Source organism: Stenotrophomonas sp. STK16_22 (assembly GCF_051984505.1).
GTDB lineage: Bacteria > Pseudomonadota > Gammaproteobacteria > Xanthomonadales > Xanthomonadaceae > Stenotrophomonas > Stenotrophomonas maltophilia_A.
The window spans coordinates 3,183,546-3,204,590 of sequence record NZ_CP196972.1; the positions used below are offsets into that span (position 1 = coordinate 3,183,546).

At 66.9% G+C, this 21,045-nt stretch carries 18 protein-coding genes and 2 tRNA genes; 9 read left to right on the forward strand and 11 right to left on the reverse strand.

The features are described 5' to 3' along the window. Positions 1-9 precede the first annotated feature (9 nt). The 8 genes from cydX to pgaD all read left to right on the forward strand — a co-directional run bounded on the left by cydX (position 10) and on the right by pgaD (position 7,885). On the forward strand, positions 10-126 hold the full coding sequence (cydX, locus tag ACSYAO_RS14915; RefSeq protein ID WP_005410354.1) for a cytochrome bd-I oxidase subunit CydX: 117 nt from the start codon (positions 10-12) through the stop codon (positions 124-126). 55 nt (positions 127-181) lie between these two features. Further along, positions 182-258: transfer RNA gene (locus ACSYAO_RS14920), tRNA-Pro, on the forward strand. A gap of 140 nt (positions 259-398) precedes the next feature. Then, positions 399-475 (forward strand) — tRNA-Pro (locus ACSYAO_RS14925). A 220-nt stretch (positions 476-695) separates the two neighbouring features. Next, complete coding sequence (locus ACSYAO_RS14930; RefSeq protein ID WP_149909175.1) at positions 696-1,901, forward strand: CynX/NimT family MFS transporter; 1,206 nt, start codon at positions 696-698, stop codon at positions 1,899-1,901. Positions 1,902-2,244: 343 nt separating this feature from the next. Continuing rightward, positions 2,245-4,272, forward strand: coding sequence for a poly-beta-1,6 N-acetyl-D-glucosamine export porin PgaA (gene pgaA / locus ACSYAO_RS14935; protein ID WP_149909174.1), 2,028 nt, complete (start codon positions 2,245-2,247; stop codon positions 4,270-4,272). Position 4,273: 1 nt separating this feature from the next. Continuing rightward, positions 4,274-6,160, forward strand: a complete 1,887-nt coding sequence (gene pgaB, locus ACSYAO_RS14940) for a poly-beta-1,6-N-acetyl-D-glucosamine N-deacetylase PgaB (protein ID WP_149909173.1) — start codon at positions 4,274-4,276, stop codon at positions 6,158-6,160. A gap of 1 nt (position 6,161) precedes the next feature. Next, positions 6,162-7,418, forward strand: coding sequence for a poly-beta-1,6-N-acetyl-D-glucosamine synthase (gene pgaC, locus ACSYAO_RS14945; RefSeq protein ID WP_010486660.1), 1,257 nt, complete (start codon positions 6,162-6,164; stop codon positions 7,416-7,418). Beyond that, positions 7,415-7,885, forward strand: coding sequence for a poly-beta-1,6-N-acetyl-D-glucosamine biosynthesis protein PgaD (gene pgaD / locus ACSYAO_RS14950; RefSeq protein ID WP_032129407.1), 471 nt, complete (start codon positions 7,415-7,417; stop codon positions 7,883-7,885). The genes pgaC and pgaD overlap by 4 nt, the downstream gene beginning before the upstream one ends. Before the next feature lie 137 nt (positions 7,886-8,022). On the opposite strand, the gene ACSYAO_RS14955 is transcribed toward pgaD, so the two are convergent. The 11 genes from ACSYAO_RS14955 to ACSYAO_RS15005 form a co-directional block, all read right to left on the reverse strand. Beyond that, the gene (locus ACSYAO_RS14955; protein ID WP_049461417.1) at positions 8,023-9,294 is read right to left on the reverse strand and encodes a glutamate-5-semialdehyde dehydrogenase; all 1,272 of its coding nucleotides are present in this window, start codon (positions 9,292-9,294) and stop codon (positions 8,023-8,025) included. Beyond that, positions 9,291-10,448 carry a glutamate 5-kinase gene (proB, locus tag ACSYAO_RS14960; protein WP_149909172.1) on the reverse strand — a complete coding sequence of 386 codons (1,158 nt, stop codon included), beginning with the start codon at positions 10,446-10,448 and terminating at the stop codon, positions 9,291-9,293. The genes ACSYAO_RS14955 and proB overlap by 4 nt, the downstream gene beginning before the upstream one ends. 11 nt (positions 10,449-10,459) lie before the next feature. Further along, positions 10,460-10,723: a YciI family protein gene (locus ACSYAO_RS14965; RefSeq protein ID WP_032129404.1), complete on the reverse strand. Its 264-nt coding sequence runs from the start codon at positions 10,721-10,723 to the stop codon at positions 10,460-10,462. Next, positions 10,723-12,018 (reverse strand): argininosuccinate lyase, encoded by a 1,296-nt coding sequence (argH, locus tag ACSYAO_RS14970; RefSeq protein ID WP_121505061.1) that lies wholly within the window; start codon positions 12,016-12,018, stop codon positions 10,723-10,725. Before argH ends, ACSYAO_RS14965 begins: the two co-directional genes overlap by 1 nt. Positions 12,019-12,038: 20 nt before the next feature. Beyond that, positions 12,039-12,992, reverse strand: a complete 954-nt coding sequence (gene argC, locus ACSYAO_RS14975; RefSeq protein ID WP_032129402.1) for an N-acetyl-gamma-glutamyl-phosphate reductase — start codon at positions 12,990-12,992, stop codon at positions 12,039-12,041. After that, entirely contained in the window at positions 12,989-13,591 is a 603-nt protein-coding gene (locus ACSYAO_RS14980) for a GNAT family N-acetyltransferase (protein ID WP_049401159.1), read from the reverse strand. Before ACSYAO_RS14980 ends, argC begins: the two co-directional genes overlap by 4 nt. A gap of 3 nt (positions 13,592-13,594) precedes the next feature. Beyond that, positions 13,595-14,923: an acetylglutamate kinase gene (locus ACSYAO_RS14985; protein WP_149909171.1), complete on the reverse strand. Its 1,329-nt coding sequence runs from the start codon at positions 14,921-14,923 to the stop codon at positions 13,595-13,597. A gap of 75 nt (positions 14,924-14,998) precedes the next feature. Continuing rightward, positions 14,999-16,087, reverse strand: coding sequence for an acetylornithine deacetylase (locus ACSYAO_RS14990; protein WP_032129400.1), 1,089 nt, complete (start codon positions 16,085-16,087; stop codon positions 14,999-15,001). Positions 16,088-16,239: 152 nt separating this feature from the next. Then, on the reverse strand, positions 16,240-17,436 hold the full coding sequence (locus ACSYAO_RS14995; RefSeq protein WP_049401153.1) for an argininosuccinate synthase: 1,197 nt from the start codon (positions 17,434-17,436) through the stop codon (positions 16,240-16,242). A gap of 119 nt (positions 17,437-17,555) precedes the next feature. Beyond that, on the reverse strand, positions 17,556-18,566 hold the full coding sequence (locus ACSYAO_RS15000) for an N-acetylornithine carbamoyltransferase (protein ID WP_032129398.1): 1,011 nt from the start codon (positions 18,564-18,566) through the stop codon (positions 17,556-17,558). Positions 18,567-18,883: 317 nt separating this feature from the next. Beyond that, positions 18,884-19,453: a hypothetical protein gene (locus ACSYAO_RS15005; RefSeq protein ID WP_049461411.1), complete on the reverse strand. Its 570-nt coding sequence runs from the start codon at positions 19,451-19,453 to the stop codon at positions 18,884-18,886. Between the two features lie 188 nt (positions 19,454-19,641). Between ACSYAO_RS15005 and cysS the strand changes: the two genes are divergently transcribed. After that, positions 19,642-21,018 carry a cysteine--tRNA ligase gene (gene cysS / locus ACSYAO_RS15010; RefSeq protein WP_049461409.1) on the forward strand — a complete coding sequence of 459 codons (1,377 nt, stop codon included), beginning with the start codon at positions 19,642-19,644 and terminating at the stop codon, positions 21,016-21,018. The last annotated feature ends 27 nt before the right edge of the window (positions 21,019-21,045 follow it).

The window sequence follows — 21,045 nt, forward strand, 5'->3', positions numbered from 1 at the left end:
AGACTGATCATGTGGTATTTCGCCTGGATTCTCGGTGCCGGCCTCGCCTCGACGGTGGCCATCCTCAACGGCATGTGGTTCGAAGCCCGCGAGCAGAACCGCATCGAGAAGGAAAATCGTCGCTGAGCTGTAAAAAAGCCTTGCCGCCTTGGCCTTCACACGGTATCTTAGGCGGCTCCTTCGGGGTGTAGCTCAGTCTGGTAGAGCGCTACGTTCGGGACGTAGAGGTCGCAGGTTCGAATCCTGTCTCCCCGACCACTCAAGTGGTCGCATTGAAGCCTGGTGAAATCGTCCAGGCTTTTTTGTTCCCTGAAGTGGCACTGCTTCGGCAGTGTGCAGAAAACAGCATTCCCCCCTTGCCGCCATCGGGGTGAATCGCTAGAATAGGCGGCTCCCTTCGGGGTGTAGCTCAGTCTGGTAGAGCGCTACGTTCGGGACGTAGAGGTCGCAGGTTCGAATCCTGTCTCCCCGACCACTTCGGTGGTCACCAAGAAGCCTGGAAGACATCACTGTCCTCCGGGTTTTTTTGTATCAAGCGCCAGGCCGCCCGCGTGACGGGACCTTGCCGCGCAGCGCACGTACAATGGCCGCGCTGCCGGCCCTCCTGCAGCCCCCCCCCACCTGCCGCTTCGGCGTAGACCGATGCCGGCGCTGCATGCCGTTGCTGCGGCGTGCGACACCTGCAAGGACCACCGATGAGTTCCTCCCCTTCCGATTCGCCGTCGCTGCTGCACGGTCGTGTCCTCGCGTTTGCCGCGATCCTGCTGGCAGCGGTCAACCTGCGCACTGCGGTCACCTCGATCACCCCGCTGCTGGACGTGCTCGGCCAGCAGTTCGGCTTCGGCACCACCATGACCGGCGTGCTGGGCATGCTGCCGACCGCCTCGTTCGCGCTGTTCGGCGTGGCCACGCCGGCATTGGCGCGGCGCCTGGGCCTGGAACGCACCACGCTGCTGGCGATGGTGATGGCGATGGCCGGCCTGCTGCTGCGTTCCAGCGCCGGCAACGTCGGCACGCTGCTGCTCGGTTCGGTGGTTGCACTGGCCGGCATGGGCATCGGCAACGTGGTGGTGCCGCCGCTGGTGAAGCGCTATTTCGCCAACAAGGTTGGCACCATGAGCACGCTGTACATCAGCGTGCTGCAGCTGGGCACGATGCTGCCGGCGCTGCTGGCAGTGCCGGTGGCGAATGCTGCGGGCTGGCGCGTGTCGCTGGGCATGTGGGCGCTGCTGGCGCTGGCCGCCGCCCTGCCGTGGCTGCTGCTGGCCAGGCACGCACCGAAGCCGCAGGCCGACGCCACCGACCCCACCGCACAGCCGCACGGCAAGGTCTGGCGCACGTCGCTGGGCTGGAGCATGACGCTCATGTTCGGCATGACCTCGCTGATGACCTATTCGATGTTCACTTGGCTGCCGCGCATCGTGGTCGAGGCCGGTGGCACGCCCGCGTTCGGCGGCGTGATGGTCGCCGTGTTCTCGGCACTGGGCCTGCTGCCGTCGCTGGTCATTCCGTCGATGGCGGTGCGCCTGCAGAACCCGTTCCCGCTGGTGCTGATCGGTTTCTTCTCGTTCGTGATCGCCTTCACCGGCCTGCTTGTGGCCCCGATGAAGGCGCCGCTGCTGTGGGCCTGCCTGCTCGGCGTCGGTCCGTCCACCTTCCCGCTTGCGCTGACCCTGATCAACCTGCGCACCCGCACCCCCACCGGCTCGGCCGCGCTGTCCGGGTTCATGCAGGGCGTGGGCTACAGCTTCAGCTGCCTGGGGCCGTTCCTGGTCGGCTGGCTGCACACCGTCAGCGACGGCTGGACGATCCCATTCAGCTTCCTGTTCGGCTGCGCCACCCTGATGCTGTGCGCCTCCTGGGTGGCCTGCAAGCCGCGCAAGCTGGAAGACCTCTGGTAAGCCACGTGGGGCCTCGCAACCGGCCCCACCTACCGCTCGTCAGCCCGTCTGCGCATTTTGACGCCGGGCTGACAATTCCGGGCGGATAGTGCCCACGAATGCCCATCCTTGCCGCGTGCCGGCATCGGGCATGGGGGCGGCAGCGCCGCCCAGGCCACCACTCGGTGTGCGGGGGACTCTCGTTTCAGACAAGACATTGCAGGTCGCTGTCCTGGTTTCGCCCATCCCTGCTGGATGGGAGTTCGCGAGGGGAGTGACGCAGGCCACGGCCATCCCAAAATCTGGCATGTGATGTGCGTCACATTTTTCAGGTTGTCTGGTTCGGAAGCCAAGGGGGTCCCCAATGGTTGTCCACCGCCGGCTGGCGCTCTGCGTCGGCCTTGCCTGTACCGCCCTGGCCTGGGCCAGCAGCGCTGCCCCGCCTGACCGCGAGGCGGCCCTGGCCGAGATCGGCCGCTACCGCGACCAGGCCCGTTGGCTGGATGCGCTCGGCGCGATCGAGCGTGCCAGCCAGCAGCAGCCCAACGACGACCTGCTGTTCAAGCTGCGCGTCCTGACCCTGGGCGACATCGGCAATGCCTGGCGCGCCTGGGAGCTGTACCAGCAGCGCCCGCAACTGTTCGACGCTGCTCAGAAGCAACGCATCGAAGGCGACTACCTGGCCAAGCTGGTGGTCTGGAGCCTGGCCTACAGCAGCAGCGAAGACAGCCGGCTGGAAGAAGCCGAATCGACCCTGGCGCGCATGCAGCGCTATCTGGGTAGCGAAGGCACCCCACCTGTGCAGGCGCCATTGCGCATCCGCATGGACCGGCTGATCCTGCTCAACCGGCTGGGCCGCCATGCGCAGGTGCGAGAGGAAGCCCGCGCACTGCAGGCTGAAGGCCATGCCCTGCCCGACTATGTTCTGCCTGCGGTCGGCGATTCGCTGATGGGCACGCTGCATCCGGAAGAAGCCATTCCGGTGCTGCAGGCGGCCGTCGCAGGCGATCCGACGCGCGACGCCTCGCATTCGGAACTGGCTTACGCCTACCTGGAAAGCGAGCAGCAGGAAAAGGCCGTCGACCTGCTGCAGGCGTGGCGCGACAAGGAACCTGCCTGGCGCTGGAGCAACGGCAAGTCGCCGTATCCAAACTGGTCGCGCTACGAAGCCGACCTCAACCTGGCGATGGTGCGCGCCTACAGCGGTGACCTGCCCACCGCGCAGCGCGATCTGGAATCGATGGTCGACATCGCACCGGGCAACGGCGGCCTGCAGAGCGCGCTGGGCAGCGTGTACATGATGCGCGGCTGGCCACGCAGGGCGCTGCAACGGCAACAGATGGCGCATGCGCTGGACCCGCGCGACATCGAGCCACGGCTGGGCATGCAGGAAGCCTACGTCGCCCTGCAGCGCGATGACCTGGCGCGACCGCTGCACGACGATCTGGTCGCGCGCTACCCCACCCAGCCCGCCGTCGAACGCATGGACCAGGCCTGGCGCGCGCACCGCGGTTGGCAGCTGAAGGCATGGACCGACATCGGACGCAGTTCCGGCGGTGGTGGCACCTCGCCACTGGGCAACGACGACCGCCGCTATGGCATGGAAGTCCAGACACCCGTACTCGACGATCGCTGGCGGCTGTTCGCCTTCGCTGACCGGCGCTCGGTCGATTTCCAGGACCAGCGCATCGACCCGCTGTGGCTGGGCGCGGGCGTACGCTACCGATTCGGCCGTCTGGATGCGGAAGCTGCAGTGCAGCGCGCCAACGACCACATCGGTGATACCGGCCTGCGCGTCGGCGTGGGCTGGCAGTTCAACGACCACTGGCATGCCGGACTGACCGCCGCACGCAATGATCCGGATGCATCAATGCAGGCGCGCGTGGCCGGCATCACTGCCGACAGCGTCAGCGCGCAGGTCGACTACCGGCGCAGCGAACGCACGCACTGGATGTTCGGCGCCAGCCGCTTCCGCTACGACGATGGCAACCATCGCGAACTGTTCAGCACCAGCGTCGAGCAGCGGCTGCTGACACGTCCACGGTGGTTGATCGATGGCCTGGGCAGTGCCTACACCAGTCGCGGCAGCCGCGATGATGCTCCCTACTTCAACCCGAAGCGTGATCGCATGGTCGAGATCGGCCTGCGCATCGACCAGCAGTTGTGGCGCCACTACGAACGCCACTTCCGCCACCGGCTGACCGTCTCGCTGGGCGATTACTGGCAGGACGGCTTCGGCAGCGCTCTGGTCCCTTCGGTGTCCTACATGCACGAATGGCAGCTGGGCCAGGGCCGCGTGTTCGAGTACGGCGTGCGCTGGTCGCGGCCGGTCTACGACGGCCACCGCGAGCGTCATATCGGCTTCGAAGCCGCACTGCGCTGGGGAGAGTGACATGGCCCGCATCCTGCGACTGATCGTGTTCCTGCTGCTGGCCGCCACGCCGCCGGCGTTCGCGCAGCAGGCCCTGCATCTCGATGCGATCGACAACGGCCTGCTGATCCTCAGCTACCACGACATCCGCGACCAGGTCGCAGCCAAGGGGGATGCCGATACCTATGCGGTGAGCACGCAGAACTTCGCCGCCCATCTGGACTGGCTGGGGGCACACGGTTACCACCCGGTGTCGCTGTCGCAGGTGATCGACGCCTCCCGGGGACGCGCCACGCTGCCACCGAAACCGGTGCTGCTGACCTTCGATGACGGCCTGCGCAGCGTCTACGACAAAGCCTTCCCGTTGCTGCAGGCTTACCGCTATCCGGCGCTGGTGGCGGTGATCACCGACTACGTGGACATGGCACCTGGCCGCACCATCGACTATGGCTACCGGCCGTTCGGCCGCGACGACTTCATCACCTGGGCACAGCTGAAGCAGATGCACGACAGCGGCCTGATCGAAGTGGCCAGCCATACCGACGACCTGCACCACGGGGTGCTCGCCAACCCACAGGGGAACTCCACCCCGGCTGTCGTGACCCGCGTTTACAACCCCGCCACGCGCAGCTATGAGAGCGAGGCGCAGTACGCGCAACGCCTGCGCGCCGATCTCTCGCGCAGCGTGCAGCGCATCGAGCAGCACCTGGGCGTGCGCCCGCGCGCCATCATCTGGCCATACGCGGCCTACAACCAGTTGAGCAACGACATCGCCGAGCAGCTGGGCATGCCGGTGTCCTTCGATCTGGAGGGCCGCAGCACGCCGGTGGCCAGCGACCTGCATGGCCTGGCGCGCTTCCTGGTCAGCGACAACCCGACCGTGGAGGGGCTGGCCTACGAGCTGCGCCGCGACGTCGCGCTCGATGGCATCCGTGCCCTGCAGATCGACCTGGATGATGTCTACGATCCGGAGCCCGCACAGCAGGCGCGCAATCTGGATGCACTGATCGAGCGGGTCAAGCGCATCGCACCGACGCACGTCTACCTGCAGGCGTTCGCCGATCCGGACGGCAACAACACCGCCGATGCACTGTACTTCCCCAACCGCCACATGCCGATGCGCGCGGACCTGTTCAGTCGCGTCGCCTGGCAACTGAAATCGCGTGCGGGGGTGAAGGTCTACGCATGGCTGCCGGTACTCGGCTTCGAGCTGCCCGACCCGGTGCAGCGCAAGGCGCTGGCGATCCGCAACGGCGATGCCGATGGCATGTACCGGCTGGACTTCACCAATCCCCAGGCGCGCCAGGTCATGCTCGACATCTACGAGGATCTGGCGGTCAACTCCTACTTCGAGGGCCTGCTGTTCCATGACGATGGCTACCTGCGCGATACCGAGCTGCCCACGTTGGCACCCGGCGATGGGGGCAGCGCACGCACGCAGGCGTTGATCGACTTCACCCTGGCGCTGCGCAACAGCGCGCAGCGCTGGCGGCCGAAGCTGGCCACGGTGCGCAACCTGTACGCGGAGCCGGTGCTGCGCCCGCAGAGCGAAGCCTGGTTCGCGCAGCGCCTGGACCTGTTCAACAAGGCCTACGACCAGACCGCACTGATGGCGATGCCGTGGATGGAAGGCAGCAAGCATCCGGAACGCTGGCTCGACCAGCTGCTGGCCGCGGTGCGTGCACATGACCCACAGCTGCAGCACACCCTGTTCGAACTGCAGACCGTCGATTGGCGCAGCGGGCAACCGATTCCTGCCGAGCGCCTGCGCGCGCAGATCCGCCAGCTGCAGGCGCAGGGCGTGCACCACTTCGCCTGGTACCCGGACGACTTCATCGCCGACCAGCCCTCCACCCGCGATGCCCGCGCGGCAATGTCCGCCGGCAACTTCCCGTACCCGGAGAAGTGACATGGACATGCATCCGTTGCTGCAGGTCCTGTTCCAGTTCGCCTTCTACTACCCGATGGTGATGGCATTCTTCTGGATGTCGGGCGGCCTGTATTACTACTTCCGGCGCGAACGCCATTCGCGCCCACGCAACGACCCGCCGCTGATGGTCGATCCACCGTTCGCGAGCCTGCTGATTCCCTGCCACAACGAGTCGGCAAACCTCGACGACACACTCGGCGCGGCGCTGGCCCAGCGCTACCCGGCCGACTATGAGGTGATCGCCATCGACGACGGCAGCAGCGACGACACGGGTGCGAGGCTGGACGCCCTGGCGGCAAAGCACCCACGGCTGCGCGTGCTGCACCTGGACCGCAACCTCGGCAAGGCCAATGCGCTGCGCATGGGGGCGCTCGCCGCACGCTCGGAATACCTGGTGTGCATCGACGGCGACGCGATGCTGGAAGAACACGCGCTGCACTGGATGATCTGGCACCTGGTCAGCGGCAACCGGGTCGGCGCGGTCACCGGCAACCCGCGCATCCGCAACCGCTCCACCCTGCTCGGACGCCTGCAGGTGGCCGAGTTCTCCTCGATCATCGGCATGATCAAGCGCGCGCAGCGGGTGTACGGGCGCATCTTCACCATCTCCGGCGTGATCGCCGGCTTCCGCCGCACCGCCCTGCACCAGGTCGGCTGGTGGTCCGATGACATGGTGACCGAAGACATCGACATCAGCTGGCGGCTGCAGCGCGCGCACTGGGACATCCGCTACGAACCCAACGCACTATGCTTCATCCTGATGCCGGAAACCCTGAAGGGACTGTGGCGGCAGCGGCTGCGCTGGGCCCAGGGCGGCGTGGAGGTGATGCTGCGCCACGCCCGCTCGCTGCTGCACTGGAAGGAGCGGCGCATGTGGGGCGTACTGCTGGAGTACGTGCTCAGCGTGATCTGGGCTTACACCATGTTGTTCATCGTGGTGCTGTGGGCGCTGGGCAAGTTCATCGAACTGCCCCCGCAACTGCATATCGCCAGCCTGCTGCCGGAGTGGCATGGCGTGATCCTGGCCCTGGTCTGCCTGCTGCAGTTCGCCAGCAGCCTGATCATCGACCGTCGTTACGAAACACAGATTGGACGCAACTACTTCTGGGTCATCTGGTACCCGATGGCGTACTGGTTGATCAGCCTTTCCACCACCCTGGTGGCGTTGCCGAAAACCCTGCTGCGCCGTCGCAGCAAGCGCGCCACCTGGACCAGTCCCGATCGGGGGATCCGATGAACGCACAACGCCCGTCCAACCGCTTCGACTCGCGGATGATCCGCAAGCCGCATCGCCAACCACGCTTCCAACGCACCGCCTGGGGCTTCGTCACCCTCGCGTTCTGGGGGTTCTACTTCTACCTGTGGGCCCCACTGGTCACCCTGGTGTCGTGGCTGGTCGGCGGCCAGCTGGCCTGGCAGCAGCTGTACGAACGGCAAAGCCAGTTCGACCCCTATGTGCTGGTGGCGTTGCCGCTGATGCTGCTGTGCGCCAGCGTACTGCTGATCGGCTGGGCCGAGTACAACCGCGCGCGCTTCCGCGGCCACGACCGGCGCCTGCCGCGGCCGCTGGCCAGCCTCAACGAAGTGGCCGCCGACCTGGGGGCCAGCACCGGGCTGGCCGAGCGCCTGCTGGGCTGCAAGGCCGCCACGCTGCACATGGACGATCACGCGCGGCCGATCGGCATCCGCCGCGAGGTGGTGTAACTCGATTGCCCTGGGTGCCGCCCCTGGTCGGCACTTGCTTTGGTAGATGCCGACCTTGGTCGGCGTTCTCTCTGGTGGGTGCCGACCTTGGTCGGCACCGGGGGCTACCGCGAAGAGCATCCACGCATGGCGTGGATCTACGTGCGGGTCTGCCCTTCACCGCGCACGACAAATCGTTCGACGGTGAGTGCATCCAGCCCCATCGGGCCGTACGCGTGCAGGCGCGTGGTGGAAATGCCGATCTCGCTGCCCAGGCCCAGCTGGCCGCCGTCGGAGAAACGCGAGGACGCATTGACCATCACCACCGCCGAGCGCAGTGCGTTGACGAAGCGCTCGGCATGGCCGGCGTCTTCGGTGGCGATCACTTCGGTGTGGTCGGAGGTATAAGTGCGGATGTGCGCGATAGCCGCATCGAGGTCGTCGACCACGCGCACCGCCAGCACCAGATCGAGGAACTCGGCGGCATAGTCGTCTTCGGTGGCGGCGGTGCTGCCCGGCAGCAGCGGTTGCGCCAGTGCATCGGCGCGCAGCTGCACGCCGCGCTCGCCCAGCGCCTGCGCCACGCGCGGCAGGAACGTTTCGGCCACGTCGCGGTGCACCAGCAGCGTTTCCAGCGAGTTACAGGCTGCAGGGCGGCTGCACTTGCCATCCACCAGCAGATCAATGGCCTTGCCGAGGTCGGCACTGGCATCCACGAACAGGTGGCAGACGCCCTTGTAGTGCTTGATCACCGGCACCCGCGCATGCTCGGCAACGAAGCGGATCAGGCCCTCGCCGCCTCGCGGAATCGCCAGATCGATCAGCTCATGCAGCTGCAGCAGTTCCAGCATCGCTTCGCGGCGCAGGTCGGTCAGCACGGTCACCGCCGCCGGCGGTACGCCGTTGGCCTTCAATGCGCCGGACAACGCTTGGGCGATGGCGGTGTTGGAGTGGATCGCCTCGGAGCCTCCGCGCAGGATCACGCCATTGCCGGCCTTCAGGCACAGGGCGGCCGCTTCGGCGGTCACATTCGGGCGGGCTTCGTAGATCATCGCGATCACCCCCAGCGGAACGCGCACCTTCTGCACACGGATGCCGTTTGGACGCACATCGTCGCGGGTGACCTGGCCGACCGGATCGGGCAGCGCAGCGACCTCACGCACCGCTTCGGCCATCGCGAACAGGCGCGCCGGGTCCAACGCAAGGCGGTCGAGCATGGCACTGCCAACGCCCTTGTCGCGCGCGGCAGCAAGGTCACGCGCATTACCGGCCAGGATCAGCCCGGCATTCACTTCCAGTGCCTGCGCCATTGCCAGCAGCAGCGTGCGGCGCGCCGCACTGTCGAGGCCGGAAACGATCTGGGCCGCGTCACGGCAGGCACGCGCCTGCGCTTCGATTTCGCTCATCGGGGAGTCCTTCAAACCGGTCATGGCAGCACCAGATCGTCGCGATGGACGACACTGCCACCGTAGTTGTAGCCCAGCACGGCCTCGATGTCGCGCGAATGGCGACCGGCGATCCGGCGCACATCATCGGCGGCGTACTGGCTGACACCGCGGGCGATGCAGACACGGCCCTGTGGTGCATTCCAGCACACCTGCACCATATCGCCACGCCGGAACGCGCCCTCCGCACCGGTGATGCCACCGGGCAGCAGCGAGGCGCCCTTCTCGCGCATGGCCTGTGCCGCACCGGCATCGATCACGATCGCGCCTTCGGTCAGCGGTGCATGCCGCAGCCAGTGCTTGCGGGCCGCCTCGCGGCTGCGCGCGGCGTGGATGCGGGTGCCGAACAGGCGGTCCTGCGCCAGTGCACGCACCACGTCGCTGCTGCGGCCGTTGAAAAGGTAGGTCTCGATGCCGAGACGACCCGCCTTGGCCGCCGCCTCAAGCTTGGTCCGCATGCCGCCGGTACCGGCGCGCGAACCTGCGCCGCCGGCCATCGCCAGCACCTCGTCACTCAGTTCCGGCACGTCGTGCAGTGCCCGCGCATCGGCCACGGTGCGCGGATCCGCGCTGTACAGGCCGTCGATGTCGGTGGCAATGAACAGTGCATCGGCATCGACCAGCGCGGCCACGGTGGCGGCCAGGTTGTCGTTGTCGCCGAGCTTGAGTTCGTCCACCGACACGGTGTCGTTCTCGTTGACCACCGGCAACGCGCCCAGCCGCAGCAACTCATTGAGCGTGGCGCGTGCGTTGAGGTAGCGGCGGCGGTTGCGCAGGTCGTCGTGGGTCAGCAGCACCTGCGCCACGGGGCGCTCGAAGAAGCGCTGCCAGAGCCCGATCAGCTGCGCCTGGCCGAGCGCAGCCAGCGCCTGCCGCGCTGCCATCGCTGCGCCCGGCTCATCGGCCCGCGGCAGGATCGCGCGCCCGGCAGCGACCGCGCCGGAAGACACGATCACCACCTCGCGCCCGGCCAGGACGTTGGCGGAAACAAACTGGGCCAGGCCCAGCGCGTGGCGTGGCGACAGGCCGCCGCCATCGGCCGCCAGCAGGCTGCTGCCGACCTTCAGCACTGCACGCCGCCACGGCGGCAGCGCCTGTTGCGGGAACGGCGAGGCGACGTGGGCAGCGTGCTGGATCATCGGTCAGGCTCTCAGCGGGTGTTCCATTCGTGCACGGTCAGCGCGGAGGCCTGCATCGTCACCAGCGGATCGGTGGCGACGATGGCCTGCGCCTGCGCCAGGCTGTCCACGTTGCACAGCACATAGGCGCCACCGCTGCCATCGGCAAAACCGCCGGTCAGCTGCAGCTTGCCCTGTGCCTGCAACGCATCGAGAAAGTCACGGTGCGGCTGCACGGCGGCGGCGTTGAAATCGGGCCGGCGCATGGCCAGCACCAGGTAGACGGTGCCGGCCATCAGGACAGCGCCTGCCAGCGCGCGTGCAGTTCGTCCAGGCGCAGGTCGGCGGCCGAACCCGGCGATACGCGTGCGGCCAGGCTGCCTTCCGGGGTACGCCCCTGCCCTGCGCTGTCGGCACCGGCGGCAGCAGCCTTGTAGGCCTCGCGGAACGGCACGCCGGCCACGGCCGCTTCCACCGCCACATCGGTGGCGTACATGCCCGAGTCGATTGCCGCGCGAACCTTGTCGTCGCGCCATTCTAGGTTGGCCAGCAGCGCCGGCAGCAGTTCCAGCGCCGACAGGCCGCGACCGAAGCCGTGGAAGATGGCGCCCTTGGACGACTGCAGGTCGCGGTGATAGCCCGACGGCAGCGACAGCAGCTGCTCGATCTCGGTACGCGCGGCGGCGACGCTGGCGTGGGTCGCGCGCATCAGCTCGATCACGTCCGGATTGCGCTTGTTGGGCATGATCGAACTGCCGGTGGTGTACTGCGCCGGCAGCGCGACGAAGCCGAACTCGGCGCTGGTGAACAGCGACAGGTCCCAGGCAATGCGGCGCAGGTCCAGCGTGGCGCCGCCCAGCGCTTCCAGCGCGGCCAGTTCGAACTTGCCGCGCGACAGCTGCGCGTAGATCGGCGAGATCTGCATGCGGGCGAAACCGAGCGCGGCCGTGGTGTGCTCACGGTCCAGCGGCAGGTTCACACCGTAGCCGGCAGCCGTGCCAAGCGGATTGGCGTCGACCAGCGCATGGGTGTCGCGCGCGCGGATGGCGTTGTCGATGAAGGCCTCGGCCCAGCCGGCCCACCACATGCCGGCCGAGGACACCACGGCACGCTGGATATGGGTATAGCCGGGAACCGGAAGGTCCTTCTCGGCCCGCGCGCGGTCCAGCGCGACCTTGGCAACCTCGGCGCTGAGCTGGGCCACACGCAGCAGCTTCTCCTTCAGCCACAGGCGGGTGGCAACCAGGATCTGGTCATTGCGGCTGCGGCCGGTGTGGATCTTGCGGCCGGCATCGCCAAGGCGTTCGGTCAGGCGCGCTTCGATCGCCGAGTGACCATCTTCGTACTGCGTGTCCAGCACGAAGCGGCCTTCACGGAAGTCCTGCGCCAGCACGTCGAGCTCGCGCAGCAGGCCGGCCAGTTCATCGGCGCTGAGGATGCCGATGTGCTGCAGGCCCTGTGCATGCGCGGCGCTGGCGGCGATGTCGTGCAGGAAGAATTCGCGATCGAGGATCACGTCATCGCCGGCGAGGAAGGTCTGGATCTGGGCGTCGACGGCGACGCCGGGCTTCTGCCAAAGAAGGTCTGCCATGGGGGCTCCGGAATACGTGTTCAGTGCGGGATCGACGTCAGTTCGTCGATGCCCAGCGCGAGGTTGAGGTTCTGCATGGCCTGGGTGGCCGCGCCCTTGAGCAGGTTGTCCAGGGTCGCCACCACCACCACCCGCTTGCCGCCCGGGGCCAGGGTGAAGCCACCGACCTGCGCACCGTGGCGGCCGGCGATGCGGCTGACCCACGGCGCTTCATCCACTACCTCGATCAGCGGTTCGCCCGCATAGGCCTGCTGGAAGCGCTCGACGATCTGTTCGCGGGTCTGCACGCGGTTCAGCCACAGGTTGGCGGTGAGCGTGATGCCGCGGAAATGCGGCGCGACATGCGGCATGAATTCAACCGCCACGCCCAGCTGGACCGACACTTCACGCTCGTGCACGTGGTTGGTCAGCGCATACGGCATCAGGTTGTCGGCGAGCAGTTCGACGTTGTTCTTGTCCGACGGCGTGGTGCCGGCGCCGGAATAGCCGGACACACCGAAGCACTGCGGCGGGCCGGCCAGCAGGTCCAGCAGCGGATGCACCGCCAGCTGCATCGCCGTGGCATAGCAGCCCGGGTTGCTGATGTGCTTCTGGCCGTTGTAGCGGCCTCGGGTCAGCTCCGGCAGGCCGTAGTACCAGCTGTTGTCGAAGCGGTAGTCGGCCGACAGGTCGACGATGACGGTGTCCGGCTTCGCCGCTTCCAGTGCGGCCACGAACGGTGCGGCCAGGCCGTTGGGCAGGGCCAGGATCACCGCGTCCACGCCCTTGGCGGCCACCGCGTCGGCGTCCAGGTTCTCGTACTGCAGCTCGCCCTGGAATTCCGGATGGTGGTCGGACAGGCGCTGCCCCGCGCGTTCGCGCGAGGACACGAAGGCCAGCTTCAGCCGCGGGTGTGCGGCCACCAGCTTGATCAGCTCGGCACCGGTATGGCCACGGGCGCCGACGATGCCCAGGGTGAAAGTCGAATCGTTCATGCGTGGCTGTCCAGGCGGTACTGCAGGTGGCGCTTCACGCCCTGCCATTCCGTATCGATGATGGAGAAGATGACGGTGTCGCGCGGCGTGCCGTCGGCGTGCCGCTTGTGGTTGCGCAGCACGCCGTCCTGCTTGGCGCCGAGGCGGGCGATGGCGGTGCGCGAGGTGAAGTTGAACCAGCTGGTTTCCAGCACCAGGCTGATGCAGCCCATGGTTTCGAAGGCGTGCTGCAGCAGCAACAGCTTGGTTTCAGTGTTGACGCCGGTACGCTGCACGCGCGGTGCATACCAGGTGTAGCCCAGGCTGAGCTTGGGCACGCCGGCATCCAGGTCGTAGAAGCGGGTGGTCCCCACGATGTCACCCGCCGCATCGAGGATCACGAACGGCAGCACCTTGCCTTCTGCCTGTGCCTGCAGCGCGGCCTGCACATAGTGCTCGACCCGCTCCGGCGAAGGCACCTGGGTGTACCAGAGCTGGTCCAGGCCACTGCCCTCCACGGCGGCGCGCAGGCCAGGCACATGCTCGGGCTGCAGCGGCTGCAGTGTCACGTGCTGGCCGCGCAGGGTGGGAATCGTAGTCCAGTGATCGGAATGGTCCATCATTCAGCCCTGCAGGCTCGGTGCGCGCTGGGCGCAGTGGTCGACATAGGTGCTGATCCGGTCGATGCCATCGGCGCCGTACCAGAACACCTTCCAATGGCCCTGCTTGTAGCAGCCATCGGATTCAGCATAGTAGAAGTGATTGATCGGGTTGCCATTGCGCGAACGCCAGAACAGCTGCGGCGTTTCATCCCGCATCATGTTCCACACCGCGCGGCCGAGGCCTTCACCCTGTGCGTCATCGAGCACCGCGAACTTGTCCAGGTACACGCCCTCGGCCTCGTCGGTGAGGATCACCGCCGTGCGGTAGTTCTCGCTGACGTAGGCGCGCAGCAGCTTGGTCTTCTGGAAATAGTCAGGCACCAGCGTGCGGCCGAAGCTGGATTCGATCAGGCCCTTCAGCCGTGGCAGGTCCAGCTCGTTCCACGCGGTGGCGCGCAGCACCTTCTCGCCCTTGCGCACCAGCGTGCCCGAGCCCTTGTGGGTGAACAGTTCCTTGGCCAGGTCAGCCGGGCGCGTGATGGACACCGACGATTCCAGCGGCAGGCGGTCGAGCAGATCCTTGATCTGTTCGATCTTCACCTTCATGCCACCGTGGATCCACGGCTGCGCGATCAGGTGGTCGTACTCGGTGGACAGGTTGATCGAATCGATCACGCTGCCCTGCTCGTCCAGCAGGCCGCCGGTGCCGGTCAGGAAAATGATCTTGTACGGCTGCAGCTCCTGCACCAGCTCGTTGGCGGCGAAGTCGGCGTTGACGTTGAGGATCTGGCCACCCGCGGTTTCGCCCAGGCTGGTGATGACCGGGATCGAGCCGGCGCGCAGGCTGGCCTCGATCGGCGCCAGGTTGACCTTCTTCACCTCGCCGACCAGGCCGTAGGTGTCCACGTCCAGGTACTCCGCCTCGAACACGCCACCGGTGATCGAGGTGGCACGCGCGCCGTTCTGCTGCAGGGCTTCGACCAGGCGCAGGTTGGACTGCTGGAACACCCGACGCACGATCGCCAGTGCCTCCGGCGAGGTCACGCGCAGACCGTTGACGGTCTGCTTTTCGATGCCGGCGGCCGACAGCTCGGCATCCAGCTGCGGGCCGGCGCCGTGCAGCACGATCGGGGTCAGGCCGACTTCCTGCAGGAACGACAGCGAAGAGGTCAGCGCGTCGAGATCGTCGCGCAGCACCGCGCCGCCGACCTTGACCACGGCAAAGCGCTTGGCATCCAACTGAGAAAAGCGCTTGAGGTACTGGCTGATCTCCTTCGCGCTGGCCATGCTGGAAAGCAGGCGCACGATGGTCTGGCGGGTCTGGCGGTGGGGCTGGAGGGCAGGAGACATTTCGGTTTCGTCACAGGCGGCGGTCGCCGCGTTGCAGTTCCACCCGGCCAGGGCCGGGCGGCGTTGTGGGGTCGATCAGGCGCCGGCGGCGATGATGCGGTGCACGGCGTCGGTGTAGCGCTGCAGCTGCTCCAGCGTCACGAACTCATCGGCGGTGTGGGCCTGGGCGATGTCACCCGGGCCGAACACCAGCGTGGTGTAGCCGCCGGCCGAGAACAGCGAGGCTTCGGTCCAGAAGTCCACCGCGTTGCCGATCGGCAGTTCCAGCGCATCGGCCACGTCGCGTGCCAGCAGACGGCGGTTCTCGGCCTCGGCGATGTCACCGGCCGGCAGGCTGGGGCCACGGAAGGTTTCGGTGAACAGTGCGGCTTCCGGTTCGGCAAAACCGGCGAAGGTCGCCAACAGGCCATCGATGTCCATCGACGGCAGCGGACGGAACCCGAACCGCACTTCGGCGGCCGGCGCGATCATGTTGGCCTTGATGCCACCTTCGACGCGACCGATGTTGAAGCGCAGACCAGTCAGCCCGCCGAAGCGCGCCGAGGCCAGCGATTCCACATGGTCCAATGCGCGGTTGCCCCAACGCATGGCCTGATGCAGCGCACTGGCGGCCGCATCCTGCTTGCCCGACGCGTGCCCGGCGCGGCCGGCGAACTGCATCAGCACCGAACTGATGCCACGGTGCGCCAGCACCGCTTCACTCATTGTCGGCTCCGCCACCAGCACCGCTTCATACGGCAGGCCACGGGCCAGGAACGCGGCGATGCAGCGCGGATCGTTGGCTTCTTCGTCGCTGGAGAACAGGAACGCAGCATCGCCATCACTGGCGTTGGCCGCGGCCACCAGTGCAGCGGCGGCGCCCTTGATGTCACACACGCCCAGGCCGACCACACGGTCGTCCAGACGCCGCATCACGTGCGGGTCGGCACTCCAGTGCGGCGAATCCGGCACGGTATCCAGATGCACGTTGAACAGGTACTTCGGCGTACCACGCACGGCGTACAGGCTGACCGCACCGGCGCCATGGTCGATCACCTCGACGTTGAAGCCGGGCAGGTTCGCGCGCAGGTAATCGAAAATGCCACCGGTGGTGATCGCACGCGGCGGGTTGCGGGTGTCGAAGGACACCAGGGCCTGCAGGTGATCGAGCGTCTGTTCAAGCATGTGTCTGAATATCCGTAGGGTTCGAAATCGGTAGTGCCGGCCGCTGGCCGGCTCCGCAATGATCCAGCCGTGCCACGAGCCGGCCAGCGGCCGGCACTACCCTCCATTGACGTTGCGAGGCGCCGGCCAGCGGCCGGCACCCCCGTCACAGGTCAACCGCGATTGACCTGCGCATAGACAGTGGAGCTCATTCCGAACAGCTTGATGAAGCCCTCGGCCTCCTCCACGCCCCAGTCGGCCGACTGCGCGTAGGTGGCGCCCTTGGTGTTGAGCAGGTGCGGCGACTTCACCGCCACTGCATCGACGCGGCCGCCGCGGGTTTCCAGCACCACTTCGCCGTTGACCTTGGCCTGCGAGGACTTCAGGAAGGCCTCGATGTCGGTCTTCAGCGGGTCGTGGTAGAAGCCTTCGTAGACCAGCTCCACCCACTTGCGCGCCACGTCCGGCTTGAAGCGGTTCTGTTGCTTGGTCAGCACGGCATCTTCCAGCGCGCGGTGCGCGGCCAGCAGCGACACCAGGCCCGGGGCCTCGAACACGATGCGACCCTTCAGGCCGATCACGGTGTCGCCGGTGTAGACACCGCGGCCAACGCCGTACGGGGCGAACAGCTTGTTGAGCTGGGCCAGGATCTGGTCGCCCGGCAACGCCTTGCCGTTCAGTTCGACGGCTTCGCCCTCGACGAACTTCAGGGTCACGTTCAGCGCCTGCTCCGGCCACTCGCTGCGCGGTGCGCACCAGCCACGGGCGCCCTCGCCCGGCGCTTCCCAACGGTCGATCTCGCCGCCGGACATGGTCAGGCCCAGCAGATTCTCGTTGATGGTGTAGGCCTGCTGCTTGGCGCGCACGCCGAAGCCGCGCTCTTCCAGGTACTTCTGCTCGTAGGCGCGGGTCTGGGTGTGTTCCTTCTGGATCTCGCGGATCGGCGCGATGATCTGGTAGTCACCCAGGGCCTTCACCGCCAGGTCGAAGCGGACCTGGTCGTTACCCATGCCGGTGCAGCCGTGGGCGATGATGTTGGTGCCCAGTTCGGCGGCACGCTTCAGCGCGGCATCGACGATCAGGTAGCGGTCCGAGACCAGCAGCGGGTACTGGCCCTGGTAGCCCTCACCGGCCCACACGAACGGCTTGACGAAGCCTTCCCAGATGGCCGGGCCACCGTTGACGGTGACGTGGCTGGCCACGCCCAGCTCGGCGGCGCGCTTCTCGATGAAATCACGCTCCTCATCATCCACGCCGCCGGTATCGGCGAACACGGTGTGCACGTTGTAGCCGCGCTCCTGCAGGTACGGCACGCAGAAGCTGGTATCCAGGCCGCCGGAGAAGGCGAGAACGACATCTTTGTTGCTCATGGGGATCAGGTCCACTTGGGGGATGGGAATTCGGTAGAGCCGACCGCTGGTCGGCTGAAATGTTGGATGCGCCGCTGCGGGAGCAGCCGACCAACGGTCGGCTCTACCCCTTGTTTGATTCAGCGCCCGGCAACCGCCGCCATGATCGCCTTCTGCACGTGCAGGCGGTTCTCGGCTTCGTTGATGGCGATGCACTGCGGCGAATCCATCACCGCGTCGGTGGCCTTCACGTTGCGGCGCAGCGGCAGGCAGTGGCTGAACACACCGTTGTTGGTCAGCGCCATCTTCCGCTCGTCCACGATGAAGTGCTTGAACTGGTCGCGGATCGGCTTTTCCGGTTCCCAGTTGCCGAAGAACGGCAGCGCGCCCCAGCTCTTGGCGTAGACCACGTCGGCACCGGCGTAGGCGCTGTCGATGTCATGGCTGATCTTCAGCGAGCCGCCGCTCTCGGCCACGTTCTGCTCGGCCCAGCCCATGTAGCGGTCGTCGAGGATGTAGTCGGCGGTCGGGCACAGCAGGGTCACGTCCATGCCCATGCGGGTGGCGATGGTCAGTGCCGAATTGGCGACTGCGGTGTTCAGCGGCTTGGGGTGGTAGGTCCAGGTCAGCACGTACTTCTTGCCGCGCAGGTCCTGGGTGCCGAAGTGCTCCTGCAGGGCCATGATGTGGGCCAGCTCCTGGCACGGGTGGGTGATGGTCTCCATGTTGATGACCGGCACCGGCGAGTACTTGGCGAAGCTGTTGAGGACGATGTCCTGGCGGTCGTAGGCCCAGTCGATGAACTTGGGGAATGCGCGCACAGCGATGATGTCGCAGTAACGGCCCAGCACCTTGGCCACTTCAGCGATGTGCTCTTCGGTATCGCCGTCCATCACCGTGCCGAGGTTGAACTCGATCGGCCACGCATCCTTGCCCGGCTGCAGCACCACCGCGTGGGCACCCAGCTGGAACGCACCCAGTTCAAAGCTGGTGCGGGTGCGCATGGACGGATTGAAGAACACCAGCGCGATCGACTTGCCCTTGAGCTGGTCGCCGAGCTTGTTGCGCTTGAACAGCGCGGCCTGGGTCAGCAGCGCGTCGAGCTCGCTGCGGCTCCAGTCCTGGGTGTTCAGGAAGTGCTTGGGGGACATCATCTTTCCTTGCGTGGCGGCGCCGGGTTCGACGCGGTGGAAGGGAAAACAGGAAGCAAAAGTGGAACGAAAAGGTTGCAGTTGCAGCTTTCATGACGCAGAAACGAAAAAACCCAGCCGGCGGGCTGGGTTTTTTCGGACGAACAGCAAAAAGCTCCGGTTACCCAGCGAGGATGTGGGGTTCCGGTCGACGCGCACGCGAGGTCATGCCCGACGCCTGTCGGGCTGCGCTGCTGTCGTGCTGGAAGTCGGTGAGCTTCATGGTCATCCATCTTTGCATGCGGCCGGGGCCGACGCAAGGGGCCGGGGTCGCAGAATCAGGGATTGCCGGCGGCGCCCTGCTCGGGGCCGACCCAGGGGGTGATCGACACCCGGATCTTGAGCCGGTTGCCGGGATCTTCCGGCAGCCGCGAGCGGTACTTGGTGCCCTTGTAGACGTAGTCCACGTCGTAGGCGATGGGCCGGCGGAATTCACGTCCCACCGGCACGATGCGACAGTCGCGGGTCAGCATCGGACCATTGTTGGCCGGTGCCGGCGCCGGGGCCGGTGACTCGGCGGCGGTGTCCTCGGAGACCTCTTCATCGCTGCGCTTGAACATCGAGCGTACCGAGTCCCAGAAGCGGCTGATCCGGCCCTTGTCCTCGACCGGCTCCTCACCAGTGACATTGACCGGCGCCAGGGTCCGGGTCGAGACCGGCTCGCAGTGTTCTTCGGTACGGGTCGCGCGCAGGGTCTGGAACACGGGTTCGACGTTCAGTACCTGCGCGTAGTCGAACTTCACGTTCTCCACGATCACCACCCGGTTGCGGGGCTCGGCCTCCTGCGCCAGCACCACGGCGGGCAGCGCCGACAGGCAGGCCAGGGTCAGCAACGCGGTGGATTTCATTGGCGACGGGAGCAAGGACACGGCAATAGTGTAGGCAGTGGCGAGCGCAAGGGGCTGAACATTACCCGTCCACGCCGCTCCTGCCCACCCCACCCGGGGTGGACCCGGCGTCCACCGGTGGCAGACGGTGCCCCCAAAGGGGGCCGACACGTTCTAAAATCACAGGCTTGTCCCCCAGCCACAGCCCCATGACCCTGCGCCTGCACAACAACCTGACTCGCCAGCTCGAACCGTTCACCCCGCTCGATCCGGCCTGTCCGACCCTGTATGTGTGCGGCCCGACGGTCTACAACTACGTGCACATCGGCAACGCCCGTGGCCCAGTGGTGTTCGGAGTGCTGGCCGATCTGCTGCGACGCCGTTTCGGCGGCCTGCGCTACGCGCGCAACATCACCGACGTGGACGACAAGATCAACAACGCCGCGCGTGAGCAGGGCGTGCCGATCAGCACCATCACCGACAGGTTCGCCGCCGCCTACCGTGAAGACATGGCCGCGCTGGGCGTGGTGCCGCCGGACATCGAGCCCGAAGTAACCGCGCACATCCCGCAGATCATCACCATGATCGAGCAGCTGATCGCCAATGGTCATGCCTACGCCGCCGAAGGCCACGTGCTGTTCGCGGTGGCCAGCTTCGAAGGCTATGGCAAGCTCTCGCGCCGCGATCCGGACGAAATGCTGGCCGGTGCCCGCGTCGACGTGGCCCCGTACAAGCGTGACCCGGGTGATTTCGTGCTGTGGAAGCCGTCCAGCGACGACCTCCCTGGCTGGGAGTCTCCCTGGGGCCGTGGCCGCCCGGGCTGGCATATCGAATGCTCGGCGATGGCCGCCGCCCACCTGGGCGAGACCATCGATATCCATGCCGGCGGCGTCGACCTGCAGTTCCCGCACCACGAGAACGAGCTTGCGCAGAGCGAATGCGCCCACGGCGGCAAGATCTTCGCCCGCTTCTGGCTGCACAACGGCATGCTCAACTTCGGCGGCGCCAAGATGAGCAAGTCGCTGGGCAACATCGAACGCGTGCACGATCTGGTCCGCCAGCACCCGCCGGAAGCGCTGCGCCTGGCCCTGCTGTCGGCCCACTACCGGCAGCCGCTGGACTGGTCCGATGGCCTCATCGAGCAGTCGGTGCGCACCCTGGACCGCCTGTACGGCACGCTGCGCGAGCTGGCGTCGGTCGAGGCGGTCGTGGCGATCCCGGCCACGGTCGAGGCGACTCTTGATGACGACCTGAACACCCCGCAGGCACTGGCCGAAGTGGCCCGCATCGCCGCAGATGCACGCCGGGCCACCGACCCGGCCGAACAGGCGCGCCTGAAGGGCGAACTGCTCGGTGCCGGCCTGGCCCTGGGCCTGCTGCAGGCCGATCCAGCGCAGTGGTTCGGCACCGCGGCCAGCGATGATGGCGAAGATGCCCGCATCCAGGGCCTGATCGACGAGCGTGCCGCCGCCAAGCAGGCACGCGACTTCGCCCGTTCCGACACCATCCGCGACCAGCTGGCCGCCGAAGGCATCGTGCTGGAAGACACCCCGCAGGGCGTGCGCTGGTCGCGCAAGCGCGGCTGACCCACCCTGCCCCGTGGCCGGTCCGCC

Coding starts and splice junctions, on each gene's coding strand:
- cydX (WP_005410354.1), top strand. CDS start 10: ATGTGGTATTTCGCCTGGATTCTCGGTGCCGGCCTCGCCTCGACGGTG.
- ACSYAO_RS14930 (WP_149909175.1), top strand. CDS start 696: ATGAGTTCCTCCCCTTCCGATTCGCCGTCGCTGCTGCACGGTCGTGTC.
- pgaA (WP_149909174.1), top strand. CDS start 2,245: ATGGTTGTCCACCGCCGGCTGGCGCTCTGCGTCGGCCTTGCCTGTACC.
- pgaB (WP_149909173.1), top strand. CDS start 4,274: ATGGCCCGCATCCTGCGACTGATCGTGTTCCTGCTGCTGGCCGCCACG.
- pgaC (WP_010486660.1), top strand. CDS start 6,162: ATGGACATGCATCCGTTGCTGCAGGTCCTGTTCCAGTTCGCCTTCTAC.
- pgaD (WP_032129407.1), top strand. CDS start 7,415: ATGAACGCACAACGCCCGTCCAACCGCTTCGACTCGCGGATGATCCGC.
- ACSYAO_RS14955 (WP_049461417.1), bottom strand. CDS start 9,294: ATGACCGGTTTGAAGGACTCCCCGATGAGCGAAATCGAAGCGCAGGCG.
- proB (WP_149909172.1), bottom strand. CDS start 10,448: ATGATCCAGCACGCTGCCCACGTCGCCTCGCCGTTCCCGCAACAGGCG.
- ACSYAO_RS14965 (WP_032129404.1), bottom strand. CDS start 10,723: ATGGCCGGCACCGTCTACCTGGTGCTGGCCATGCGCCGGCCCGATTTC.
- argH (WP_121505061.1), bottom strand. CDS start 12,018: ATGGCAGACCTTCTTTGGCAGAAGCCCGGCGTCGCCGTCGACGCCCAG.
- argC (WP_032129402.1), bottom strand. CDS start 12,992: ATGAACGATTCGACTTTCACCCTGGGCATCGTCGGCGCCCGTGGCCAT.
- ACSYAO_RS14980 (WP_049401159.1), bottom strand. CDS start 13,591: ATGGACCATTCCGATCACTGGACTACGATTCCCACCCTGCGCGGCCAG.
- ACSYAO_RS14985 (WP_149909171.1), bottom strand. CDS start 14,923: ATGTCTCCTGCCCTCCAGCCCCACCGCCAGACCCGCCAGACCATCGTG.
- ACSYAO_RS14990 (WP_032129400.1), bottom strand. CDS start 16,087: ATGCTTGAACAGACGCTCGATCACCTGCAGGCCCTGGTGTCCTTCGAC.
- ACSYAO_RS14995 (WP_049401153.1), bottom strand. CDS start 17,436: ATGAGCAACAAAGATGTCGTTCTCGCCTTCTCCGGCGGCCTGGATACC.
- ACSYAO_RS15000 (WP_032129398.1), bottom strand. CDS start 18,566: ATGTCCCCCAAGCACTTCCTGAACACCCAGGACTGGAGCCGCAGCGAG.
- ACSYAO_RS15005 (WP_049461411.1), bottom strand. CDS start 19,453: ATGAAATCCACCGCGTTGCTGACCCTGGCCTGCCTGTCGGCGCTGCCC.
- cysS (WP_049461409.1), top strand. CDS start 19,642: ATGACCCTGCGCCTGCACAACAACCTGACTCGCCAGCTCGAACCGTTC.